Below are 11,778 nucleotides of genomic sequence, written 5' to 3' on the forward strand. Positions count from 1 at the left end.
TATCACTCCAGTCGCATTATCCACTCATCTTTCTGTTCGTCATACTTCTCCTTGTACAACACAGAGTGACGACCATCGACCACTGCCGGGACACTGGTGTGATCATCCCAGGCATCAAGTTGCATACACAAATCAGGATCTGATTTGCACGGGATGTGCACTTTATCGCCGCCTTTTGCTTCAGGCGTTGAGAGATGCGCATCGTCAATTTCGTAGCTACCAATTCTTATGCTCGATTTTCCCATCAGGTACCCCTTGCCAGAGTGACGCGAGTAATTTCAACAACATCAGGTATGACCAGTTGGCCGCCCTTATATGAGGATAGACGACAGCACAAAAAGTGCCACCTGAATTTTACTGCTGCATAAAACAGGCAAAAAAAAGAGGAGGGGAAGGTGAACCAGCCGCGCGGCAGATAGCGCACGACTGTACAGAGGATTAAAGTTTATTGAATCTTACCGAGACGGGCATGGCATTAATCTGATTGCGACCGTTGTTTTTTGAGAGGTACAGCGCTTCATCAGCGGCACTCACAATATCCGACTGATCCTCAATGTCCGGATCCTGATCTGGCATATAGGTCGCAATCCCCTGGCTGATGGTGACGCGATTAAATTCACTGAAGCTGTGTTTGATGCCCAGCACTTCAATGGATTCCATAATATGCTGCGCCACAATCCACGCCCCTTTCAAATCCGTATCCGGCAGAATCGCGGCAAATTCTTCGCCGCCAAAACGTGTCACGACATCGGTGCTGCGTTTGAGTGATTTTCGTAATGTACGCGCGACCAGACGCAGACAGGCGTCACCGGAAAGATGGCCGTAGTGATCGTTAAAATGTTTGAAGTAATCGATGTCGATCATCACCACGGTCAGTGGCGTGCGGTTACGCTTGGCACGCATATATTCATGGCTGAGCACTTTTTTAAATTCACGGCGGTTCGGCAATTTGGTCAGCGAGTCCGTGCGCGCCTGAATTTCCAGACGGCGGTTAGCTTTGACCAGTTTCAGTTCCAGCAACTTACGTTCATGCACATCTTCGGCGGTGCCATACCAGCGCTGAATGGAGCCGTCAGCGGCATAGCTCGCTGCGGCACGAATACGCATCCAGTTCCAGCCGCGGTCTACGTGGCAGAAACGAACTTCAATATCCAGGGGGGCGCCGGTCTTCAGGCAATGTTCCCAGGTTTGTACGGCAGCACGACGGTCTTCCACATGCATACTCTGGATCCACTTATCTGCCAGAATATCCTGTCGCGTCATGCCGGTAATCCGCTGGAAGCGCGAGCTGACGTCGTTGAGCAGGCCGCGTGGATCGGCTGTCCACGGGATTTGCGGGTTCAGCTCAACCATATTGCGGTAATGCTCCTGGCTTTCACGCAGTGCTCTTTCCATACGTTTGAGGCTGGTAATGTCGGTCATCGCGACGGAAAGGCCATTAAGCTGATTCTGCGTATCACAGGCGGCTTTGATACGTACAAAGAAAACCTGATTCTTACCGGGAACGGAAAATTCGCGGTCCGGCGTGGTTTCATTCCGCTTCGCAAGTTCAAGTGCATTATTGAGCAACGGAGAAAGACCGGGCAGAAACACGCCGACTTTACGACCAATCGCTTCGTAAGGTTGTAAACCGATAATATTCGCCATGGCATCGTTTACGGTGACGTAGCGCATTTGCAGGTCGATAAAACACAGGCCGACCGGCGCATTGGAATAAATGGTTTCAAGCTGGAAGAGGCGCTGACCCGGAGCCTGATCAAGGCTGGTCAGGTTACGATCGATCCCCCGATAACCCCGGAAATTACCTTCGTTGTCAAACAGCGGAACACCGCTGGTTTCAAGAATGACTTCCGTCCCGTCAGGGCGAATATTACGGTTCAGCAAACCGCCGAATGGCGCGCGTCGTTCGACGATAGCAGCAAACTGCTCGCCAACCCGTTTGGCTTCATCAGGTGGCATGAAGTCAAAAGGCGTTTTGCCTAATACTTTTTCAGGTGGAACACCGAGAAACTCGATGCATTTATTGGAAGAGAAAACATAACGCCCCTGCGTATCGACTTCCCAGATCCAGTCAGAATTGTTATCGATGATATCCCGCAGGCTGGCCATTTGCTGTAATAGCAGCCCATCTGCTGATTCGAGTTTCATTTCATCCGACATGACACTTCTCCGACTGGCAGGTCTTTACTCAACATCAGGCATTAAGATTTATATCTGAAAATGATATATCACTAGCAATGTTATCTTGATGGCAATAATACATGTCACGGTAGGATTATTCCTACTTATAATTCAATAAATCTTTCTTGATAATATAAATAATTATCTACTATATTCGGCATAAAATGTTGCCTAAGTAAGGGTTCCATACACTTTGTCACCCCTATTTCACCTAAACACGACGTTGTACAGAATTCGCCAAAATGCTTGTCAGGATGAGTTTTTAATCGTTAAAGATAATGATTAGGTAGAATATTCTGCGCCATCACGATGATCTTATGGCACAGAAGTTTGCAAAAAGTTTAAATTAATTAATCGTTCGATAAGGTCTGCGGACGAACCGCGCCATCCCTGACCAGCTCACGCGGCAAACTATTTTTAATCCGGCTTCCGATTCGTTTCGCTAATCCCAACGGCTGGCCGAGCCATGTCACCAGACATTCATCTGCCGGTGGGGCAGTTTGCGGATAAATATCGACGCCCCGGAACCAGCTTTGCGCCAGTTCGTCGTCAATTTCAAAACGGTTTTTAGTTTCAGTATCGCTGAATGCGACCACGGCTTCGTGTTGCCAGCGGAAGCCTTTCGGAAAGCGTTCAGCCAGCCTGATACCAATACGCGAAAAGCGTACTTTCCCAAACAGCGGTTCCAGAACTGCCGGGAATATCCAGATCTCTTTGTCGCGTTGCCACAACGTATATTGTTTTTCCTGCCATAACAGTCCGGACTGACCGGCAGCTTTGATAATTTCTGCGCTGTCCTGACGGGAAAGCGGAGAGAAAGGGAAACGACCGACTTTGTATCCCGGAACAGGCAAGCGCGGTACGGAGTCCGTTTTGCGAAAACGCGCGACGAAGAAACCTTCACTGTCATAAACCTGAGGGAATACGTGCAGATAGCCTTCCTGCGTCACCGCTTTCCTCGCACCCGGGAATAAGTCTGCCAGCGATTCACTTTCCACCGCATCAGCATAAGTCTCGAGCAGCCACTGGCAGACCTGCTGGTTTTCCTGCGCATTAAGGGTGCAGGTTGAATAAACCAGTACACCGCCCGGTTTCAGCGCATGAAAAGCGCTGTCGATCAGTTCACGCTGCGTGGCAGCAATTTCCGACACGCTGTTTTCAGACCAGTTGCTCATGGCATCAGGATCTTTACGGATAACGCCTTCGCCCGAGCAGGGGGCATCCAGCAGAATGGCATCGAAAGTTTCCGGTAATGCGGCACCAAATACGCGCCCGTCAAAGTGGGTGAGTGCTGTATTGCTGACACCGCAGCGGCTGATATTGGCGTGCAGAACTTTTACCCGGCTTGCGGAATATTCATTGGCAACGATGCCGCCCTGATTTTCCATCAGCGCCGCAATCTGCGTGGTTTTTGAACCCGGTGCGGCGGCGACATCCATCACCAGCGTCGGCTGAGTGCCATCAGCAAATAACGCAGTGACCGGCAGCATTGAGCTGGCTTCCTGAATATAAAACAACCCCGCAAGATGAGACAACGCATTGCCTAAACGCGATTCATCCAGTGCATGGCGGTTGATCCAGAAACCTTCGGTGCACCACGGCACAGGCTCTAAATCCCACTGATAACTGCCGGCCAGTGTAAGGAAATCTTCCACGCTGATTTTGAGGGTGTTGACCCGCAGGCTGGGGCGAAGAGGGCGCTGACAGGCAGCGATAAAATCCTCCATGCTCAGACTGGCAGGCATGATTGCACGAGTGGCTTCCAGAAAAGCGGCGGGTAATTTATCAGCAAAACTGCTGGCAGTGGTGAGCTTTGACAAGAGTGCGGTTCCAGAACTGAATAAGTTTTCAGCCGCGGAGTTTAGCATATTTACCTGCGCAGGGAGGGGCTTCAGTCGTAACCAGGAAACGAAAAGGCCACCCGAAGGTGGCCTTGATGAAAATCATATTGGTTAATTTTTGGGGATTGCCGTTCCCCATTTCTGCCAGTCTTTTGGCGCTTCCGGATTGAGCAGGAAATGGTTGCCATTGCTGGCTTTCGGCGCCAGCGGCGTTGTCGGTGGGGTCGCAAAAGCGATACCGCCACGGATAAACTGCTGGAATGTGCCGCTTTTGAACACGCCGCCGGTCAGACCGAATTGAAGGTCATAACCGGATGCCAGCCAGAACACCGAGTTTTCGCGCACCAGATACTGGTATTTCTTACTGATCCTCAACGTCACGTTTACCCGGTCGGCCATCGCGCCAAGGTAGAAGCCCGAGACCGTACCTACTTCGATGCCACGGAACAACACTGGCGTGCCGATTTGCAATGAACCGACTTCTGCTGCGTCAACAACAATGCCAAGACCGTCGGTGTAGCGGGAATCGGTAATGGTAGATTCCTGCAGGTCGAAATTACGCGCCGGAACGCCTTTGCCTGCTTCAACGTTGATATAAGGCTGGAGCAGGGTTTCCAGATTACTGACACCACCGGCTGAAATTTCCGGAGAAACAATCGAGAAGCGCGAACCGCGACGGGCGAAGTCGTTCACAAATTCCGGATATAACACGGCTTTGGCCGAAACCTGATTGAGCTGCGGATCGAGCTTCAGTGATTCGACCTGACCAATTGTGATGCCCAGATAGCGTATTGGCATGCCAGCAGAAAGCTTACTGGCATCATAAGTGTTCAGCGTTATCTGGCTGCCGACAGCGCGGGCCGCGGTTTCTGAATCATACAGAACCCGTTTCACGCCTTTACTGGTGGAGACACCTTCAAGATTATCAAAGCTGATGGCGCCTTTCAGCGCACGATCCAGCGGCGAGGCCTGAACGGTCAGACCGCTGCCATTGAGCTGCACTTTGGCACCACCTTCAGCCCAGAAAATGCTTTTCTCAGACAGAAGATTGCGGTATTGCGGCTGAATATACACATCCACTTCAAACTCGTTCGCTTTCGGGCGAACATTCACAATCTGCCCAACCTGGAATTTACGGTAAAGCACCACTGATCCGGCCTGAATATCTGGCAGGGTTTTCGCCGTCAATGTCAGTGTGGCACCTGGCTGATCTCCCTGAATACCTTCAGCGGCTTTTTCCGCGTTGCTGTAAAGCGGGTATTTCTGAACGGGTTCACCTTTACTGCCAGGAATGAGGCGGATACCCCCATCGACCCATTCCTGTGCGCTGGCACCCAACACTTCCATGCCATCAATGCCCAGCTTGACATCCACGCGGCTGTTGACCACAAACTTGCTGTCTTTGTGCAGCAGATTTTTATATTCCGGCTTGATCGCGGCATTAAACAGGATGCCTTCATCAGTCAGCGTGCGGTCAATCACCGAGCCGACGTTGATACCGTAAAGCTTGATCGGCTGCCCCGCATCAATTCCATAGCTTTGCGGCGCAATCAGCTGAATCTTGACGGTACCGGGGTTCTGAAGCAGGCGCTGGTTACTGTCAAGCACCACGAAATGCTTTTGCGCTTCCCCATCGCCCGGGATCAGTTCCAGCGTATTACCCGTCAGTAACTGACTGATGTTAGCGTTGTTCAAACTAATTTTCGGGCTGTTCATTTCGATACGCGTCCCGGTACGCATCATGTCGATTACCGAAGGGTCGACAGTGAGTTTACCGGTAACTTTATTGTCGGGTTGCAAAGTGACTTTGGTCAGGGTACCGACCTGCAACCCCTGATACATCAGCGGTGTCTGTCCTTCTGACAAGCCGTTGCCGTTCGGCAAATCGAGATTGATTTCAACCCCACGCTGGCTCTGCGCCAGATCCGGATACAGCACGTAAGACTGGTCTGCTTTGGCCGGATTACCATCATTTGGCGAATCCATTGAAATGGCTCCGTTAACCAGCGCGGCCAGACTTTCCATTTGCACTTTCGCGCCACTCAGGCTGAAGTCGCCTTTAAAACCGGATACGTTCCAGAAGCGCGTGTTGTCTTTCACCAGACCGGCAAAACGCTTGTCGATCAGCAAATCAATCGTGACGCCGTCATTACCACTTTCAATGTCGTAATCGTAAACTTTCCCGATAGGGATTTTGCGGTAATACACCAGGGAGCCGGTGCTCAGTGAGCCCAGATCTTTTGAATGCAGGTGAATCATCAGCTCACCGGTATTCAGGCGGAATTTAGGCTGGGTATCGAGCGCGACGAAATGATCTTTCTCTTTGCCGGGTCCGGGCATCATACCGATATAGTTACCGCCCACCAGCGCATCAAGGCCGGAAACCCCGGCCAGTGAGGCTTTTGGCGTCACCAGCCAGAACTGTGTGCCTTCGCGCAGGGCGTCAGACAAATCGCTTTTGATACTGACTTTTACCTGAATGGTACGCAGATCTTTGGTCAGACTGATGGACTCTACTGTCCCAACCTCAACCCCCTGATAACGCACAGGAGTACGGCCCGCAACGATACCCGCTGCTGACTGGAAATCGATCGTGACAGTATTTCCACGCTCCTGATAGTTGCTGTAAATCAGCCATCCGGCGATCAGTAAAGCAATAAACGGCAGAAGCCAGAAAGGCGAAATCCGGCGCCTGTGTTTTATCCGTGCTTCAGTCGGTGTATTCGGCGTTTCCTGTTGCATGTGCATCCCAAATCAAGCGGCTATCAAGCCATTCAACGGCAAGAATGGTCAGAATTACGGCAGAGCCAAAGTAAAAGGCGGCCGGACCCATAGTAAAAGACAAAAGCTGGTCACGGTTTACCAGCGACATCATTAATGAAATAACAAACAAATCCAGCATCGACCAGCGTCCTATCCAGGTGACCAGTCGCAGTAAACGGATGCGCGTTTTCAGTCCCTGAATCGCTTTAAAATGGATGCTGAGTAACAGTGTCAGCATCACAATCACTTTAGTAAAAGGCACCAGTACGCTGGCAATAAACACAATTGCGGCAATCGGGATATTCCCTGAAGTGGCAAGCGAAACGACACCGGAGAAAATAGTGTCCTTCAGTTGCTGCCCGTTGGCGTAAATGATGGAAATCGGCAGCAAATTGGCCGGGATTAAAAACATCATGGCTGCAATCAACGCCGCCCAGGTTTTTTGCAGACTGTGTTTGTAGCGTCGTTGCATGGGAACATGACAGCGTGGACAGCGCCCGTGTCCATCCGGTAATCCGGTAAATTTACAGGCAATGCACAAACGCAGTGAAGACGGTACGCCCTTTGGCCTGCGCTGCGGATAAAACTCCTCCCACAGCTGCTCAATATTAAGATTAATCATCGTCATTGTGACCATCACAGTCATCATCAGATACGCGGCCAGTGCAACTCCGGCATTGATATCCGCATATTCTTTGACCTTGATGCTGGCGACCGCCATGCCAATCAGATAAATATCCAACATCACCCAGTCTTTCAGGCGGTCAAGCATCAGCAATACAGGTTTGAGATTCATCCCCAGCTTGCTGCCAAAATGCAGATAAAGAATTGAAACAGCGAGTGTCAGCGGCGCACCGATGGTGCAAAACGCGACCATACTTGCCGTGACCGGATCGCCCTGACGCGACATCTGCCAGATGCCTTCAAGCAGGCTGGCGTCAATACGCGTGCCAAGCAGACGGATGCTGATCAGTGGTTCGGTATAAGCGAAAGGCATCAGCAGCAAAATGCTGATGGCCATAGTGATCAGCCGGGGAAGGGAGCAAACTTTGCCTTTTTCCACTTTGGCGTTACAGCGCGGGCAATGTGCAGTTTGCGTCCGTTTCAGCGCCGGAAGCGAGAAAAGGTAATCGCATTCATGGCACCGCTGGTAGCGAACATGCGGTAACTGGACTGATATTGTGTTTATTTTCATAGTACCTGGAATAGTAAAGAATACCTGTTGTTACAATTACGCATCCCCGTTGGGGGGCAGACGAGGCCATCAGGCCAAGATCAGCCAGGTTTTTTTGACAAAATAACGTATTATGCGGTCGGCAAACAGTTATTGTAGGTGAGTCTTTTTGATGTCACACAGGATTAACCTTGTTCACATGGGCATTTAATGCTTATTTTATAGGGGTTAAGCACAACAGAACGGCTCAGTGCCCTTAGGTCATTATTGGTTACTACATGAATAAAGAAGCATTCTACACGGAATTAAAACGTGATTTGAACGCGTTGATCGCCGGAGAAAACAATTTTATTGCTACTCTGTCGAACGCAAGTGCCTTACTTTTTGAACGTCTTGATGGCGTCAACTGGGTAGGTTTTTATCTGCTGGACGGCACAACACTCGTGCTGGGGCCATTCCAGGGTAAAATTGCCTGCGTGCGTATTCCGGTAGGAAAAGGCGTCTGCGGTACCGCAGTAGCGGAAAATGCTGTACAGCGTGTGGGCGATGTTCATGCCTTCCCCGGGCATATCGCCTGTGATGCAGCAAGTAATGCCGAAATTGTTCTGCCAGTGGCCGTTAATGGCACAGTGATCGGCGTATTAGACATTGATAGCACCGTTTATCAACGCTTCGATGAAGCGGATGAACTGGGGCTGACAGAGTTAGTCAGCGGGCTTTGCCAGCATCTCGAAAGCTGCGATGCTGAAAAATATGTCAATCTGATCGTAAGTTGATCGTCGGATAACGTGGCATTTAATAATGGCGTCATTATAATGACGCCTGTTCATGCCTGCGCCGGTTGGCAAACCCGTTGTAATCAGGAAATTTCATGGAAAATCAACCTAAGTTGAACAGTAGTAAAGAAGTCATCGCCTTTTTGGCTGAGCGGTTCCCGCTCTGTTTTACCGCCGAAGGCGAAGCACGCCCATTAAAGATCGGTATCTTTGCGGATTTGGTCGCGCGCGTGCAAGGTGAAGAGAATCTGAGCAAAACTCAGTTACGCTCTGCTCTGCGCCTGTATACCTCAAGCTGGCGTTATCTGTACGGCGTTAAAGTCGGTGCAGAACGTGTTGATCTTGATGGTAATTCATGTGGCGTTCTTGAAGAACAGCACGTAGAACATGCCCGTAAACAGTTGGAAGAAGCGAAAGCCCGTGTTCAGGCACAACGTGCGGAACAACAGGCTAAACGTCGTGAAGCCGGTGAAACCGCTGAGCCACGTCGTCCACGTCCGGCCGCTAAAAAACCTGCGCCGCGTCGTGAAAATGCGCCCGCAGCTGTGGCTGGCCAGGAAAATCGCAAACCCCGTACACCTCGCCCACCGCGTGAGGAAAAACGTGAACCGCGTCATGTGCCAGTAACAGACATTTCAAAACTGCAAATTGGCCAGGAAATCAAAGTCAGAGCAGGTCAGAGTGCGATGGATGCAACCGTATTGGAAATTGCCAAAGACGGTGTTCGCGTTCAACTCTCTTCGGGTCTGGCGATGATTGTACGCGCAGAACATTTGCAGTTCTGATACGGAGGCCAACTCAGGCATGAACAAATTTGTCAGATTAAGCGTTATTGCGGGTCTGTTAATGGCAGGAGCCGGGCTGGTGAACACCAGCTTTGCTGCGAACGAGAGTACACCGGTGACTCTCGCTCAACTTCCTAATTTAACGCAGGATCCGCAGGATGCAACGGTGAGCGAGCGTGTGACTGCTCGTTTTACCCGTTCACATTATCGTCAGTTCGACCTTAATGCAGATTTCTCAGCGAAAATCTTCGACCGTTACCTCAACATGCTCGATTATGGCCATAACGTATTAATGGCTTCCGATGTCGCACAATTTACTGATAAACGTGCCACCTTGGGTGAGGAACTGAAATCCGGTCAGTTAACTACCCCCTATGCCTTATTCAATCTGGCTCAGAAACGCCGCTTTGAACGTTATGACTATGCGTTAAAAGTGCTTGAGCGCCCGATGGATTTTACGGGCAACGACACCATTGAACTTGATCGCAGTAAATCACCGTGGCCGAAAGACCGCGCTGAGCTGGACAAATTGTGGGATGCGAAAGTCAAATATGACGAGCTGAACCTCAAACTGACCGGCAAGAACGATCAGGAAATTCGCGATGTATTGTCTAAGCGTTATCATTTTGCGATGAAGCGTCTGACGCAAAGCAACAGCGAAGATGTCTTCCAACTGGTCATGAATGCCTTCGCGCACGAAATTGATCCGCACACCAACTATTTATCGCCTCGCAGCACTGAACAATTTAATACTGAAATGAGCCTGTCTCTGGAAGGTATTGGTGCGGTCTTGCAAGGTGACGACGATTATACAGTCATCAATTCGATGGTTGCTGGCGGCCCGGCGGCCAAAAGTAAAGCCATTGCAGTGGGTGACCGTATTGTGGGTGTCGGTCAGGTTCAGGCAGGAAAACAGACTCCGATCGTTGATGTGATCGGATGGCGTCTCGACGATGTGGTTGCGTTAATCAAAGGGCCAAAAGGCAGCAAAGTCCGTTTGCAGATCTTGCCAGCGGGTAAAAATGCCAAGAACCATGTGATTACGCTGACCCGCGAGAAGATTCGTCTCGAAGATCGCGCCGTCAAAATGACCATCAAAAATGTTGGCGCTCAAAAAGTCGCTGTGATGGACATTCCTGGCTTCTATGTTGGCCTGACAGATGACGTCAAAGTGCAGTTGCAGAAAATGGCTAAGCAGAACGTTAACAGCCTGGTTATCGATCTGCGCACCAACGGAGGGGGGGCGCTGACGGAAGCTGTTTCGCTGTCCGGTCTGTTTATCCCAAGTGGTCCGGTGGTTCAGGTACGCGATAATAATGGTCGCATCCGTCAGGACAGTGATACTGATGGCGTCGTTTACTACAAAGGCCCGCTGGTGGTTCTGGTTGACCGCTTCAGTGCTTCGGCATCAGAAATCTTCGCCGCCGCTATGCAGGATTATGGCCGTGCGTTGATTGTCGGTGAGCCGACCTTCGGTAAAGGTACGGTTCAGCAGTATCGTTCACTGAACCGTATTTACGACCAGATGCTGCGCCCTGAATGGCCTGCGCTCGGTTCTGTGCAATACACTATCCAGAAGTTCTATCGCATCAATGGCGGCAGTACTCAGCGTAAAGGGGTTACCCCGGATATCCTGATGCCAACCGGTATTGAATCGATTGAAACCGGCGAGAAGTTCGAAGATAACGCACTTCCGTGGGATAGTATTAATGCGGCAACCTACACCAAATTAGGCGACATGAAACCGTTCCTGCCTGAATTGCTGAAAATGCATGAAGCCCGTATTGCGCAAAATCCTGAGTTCCAGTACATCCAGCAAGATATCGCGCGTTACAAGGCGCTGAAAGACAAACGTAACATTGCCTCTCTGAATTACGCCCAGCGTGATAAAGAAGATAAAGAGGATGATGCACTGCGTCTTAATCGCCTGAATGAACGCTTCAAGCGTGAAGGCAAGAAGCCGCTGAAATCTCTCGACGATCTGCCGAAAGATTATGTTGCTCCGGATCCTTACCTTGATGAAGCCGACCATATTGCTGTCGATCTCGGTAAGCTGGAAAAGTCTCAGGTTGATCAGGCCCCGGCAAAATAATTCTTGTGACAGACTGACTAAAAGCGCACTCCGGTGCGCTTAATAAGATGGTCACCCCCACCCTGTGAGCGGTACGCTGACAGGGTGTTTTTCTTTCTGAAGGGGATCATCATGCAAAACGTTACGCTCATCGGTATTGACCTCGGCAAGCATTCGTTCCATGTCC

Annotated in this window: 8 protein-coding genes; 3 read left to right on the forward strand and 5 right to left on the reverse strand. The window is 50.5% G+C overall.

All coding sequences use genetic code 11. The features are described 5' to 3' along the window. Positions 1-2: 2 nt before the first annotated feature. From LC431_RS22700 to yebS, 5 genes are all read right to left on the reverse strand, one after another. A complete protein-coding gene (locus LC431_RS22700) occupies positions 3-245 on the reverse strand; it encodes a YebV family protein (RefSeq protein WP_013576157.1) in 243 nt (80 codons plus the stop codon). Positions 246-438: 193 nt separating this feature from the next. Then, positions 439-2,160 (reverse strand): diguanylate cyclase, encoded by a 1,722-nt coding sequence (locus LC431_RS22705; protein ID WP_013576156.1) that lies wholly within the window; start codon positions 2,158-2,160, stop codon positions 439-441. A gap of 371 nt (positions 2,161-2,531) precedes the next feature. Further along, positions 2,532-4,049, reverse strand: a complete 1,518-nt coding sequence (gene rsmF / locus LC431_RS22710) for a 16S rRNA (cytosine(1407)-C(5))-methyltransferase RsmF (protein WP_037037450.1) — start codon at positions 4,047-4,049, stop codon at positions 2,532-2,534. 84 nt (positions 4,050-4,133) lie between these two features. Further along, on the reverse strand, positions 4,134-6,764 hold the full coding sequence (locus tag LC431_RS22715; RefSeq protein ID WP_013576154.1) for a PqiB family protein: 2,631 nt from the start codon (positions 6,762-6,764) through the stop codon (positions 4,134-4,136). Continuing rightward, positions 6,733-7,980 (reverse strand): membrane integrity lipid transport subunit YebS, encoded by a 1,248-nt coding sequence (gene yebS / locus LC431_RS22720; RefSeq protein ID WP_013576153.1) that lies wholly within the window; start codon positions 7,978-7,980, stop codon positions 6,733-6,735. Before yebS ends, LC431_RS22715 begins: the two co-directional genes overlap by 32 nt. Positions 7,981-8,237: 257 nt before the next feature. On the opposite strand from yebS, the gene LC431_RS22725 reads away from it, so the two are divergent. The 3 genes from LC431_RS22725 to prc all read left to right on the forward strand — a co-directional run bounded on the left by LC431_RS22725 (position 8,238) and on the right by prc (position 11,612). After that, entirely contained in the window at positions 8,238-8,735 is a 498-nt protein-coding gene (locus LC431_RS22725; protein WP_013576152.1) for a GAF domain-containing protein, read from the forward strand. A gap of 95 nt (positions 8,736-8,830) precedes the next feature. Continuing rightward, a complete protein-coding gene (gene proQ / locus LC431_RS22730; RefSeq protein WP_013576151.1) occupies positions 8,831-9,520 on the forward strand; it encodes an RNA chaperone ProQ in 690 nt (229 codons plus the stop codon). Positions 9,521-9,539: 19 nt separating this feature from the next. Beyond that, entirely contained in the window at positions 9,540-11,612 is a 2,073-nt protein-coding gene (gene prc / locus LC431_RS22735) for a carboxy terminal-processing peptidase (protein WP_013576150.1), read from the forward strand. Positions 11,613-11,778 lie beyond the last annotated feature (166 nt).

Source organism: Rahnella sp. GSA61A (assembly GCF_019969905.1).
In the GTDB taxonomy this organism is placed as follows: Bacteria; Pseudomonadota; Gammaproteobacteria; order Enterobacterales; family Enterobacteriaceae; genus Rahnella; species Rahnella aceris.

What these genes read in the sequence shown, in the direction of transcription:
- prc (WP_013576150.1), top strand. Translation starts at nt 9,540, where the DNA reads ATGAACAAATTTGTCAGATTAAGCGTTATTGCGGGTCTGTTAATGGCA.
- rsmF (WP_037037450.1), bottom strand. Translation starts at nt 4,049, where the DNA reads ATGCTAAACTCCGCGGCTGAAAACTTATTCAGTTCTGGAACCGCACTC.
- LC431_RS22715 (WP_013576154.1), bottom strand. Translation starts at nt 6,764, where the DNA reads ATGCAACAGGAAACGCCGAATACACCGACTGAAGCACGGATAAAACAC.
- yebS (WP_013576153.1), bottom strand. Translation starts at nt 7,980, where the DNA reads ATGAAAATAAACACAATATCAGTCCAGTTACCGCATGTTCGCTACCAG.
- LC431_RS22700 (WP_013576157.1), bottom strand. Translation starts at nt 245, where the DNA reads ATGGGAAAATCGAGCATAAGAATTGGTAGCTACGAAATTGACGATGCG.
- LC431_RS22725 (WP_013576152.1), top strand. Translation starts at nt 8,238, where the DNA reads ATGAATAAAGAAGCATTCTACACGGAATTAAAACGTGATTTGAACGCG.
- LC431_RS22705 (WP_013576156.1), bottom strand. Translation starts at nt 2,160, where the DNA reads ATGTCGGATGAAATGAAACTCGAATCAGCAGATGGGCTGCTATTACAG.
- proQ (WP_013576151.1), top strand. Translation starts at nt 8,831, where the DNA reads ATGGAAAATCAACCTAAGTTGAACAGTAGTAAAGAAGTCATCGCCTTT.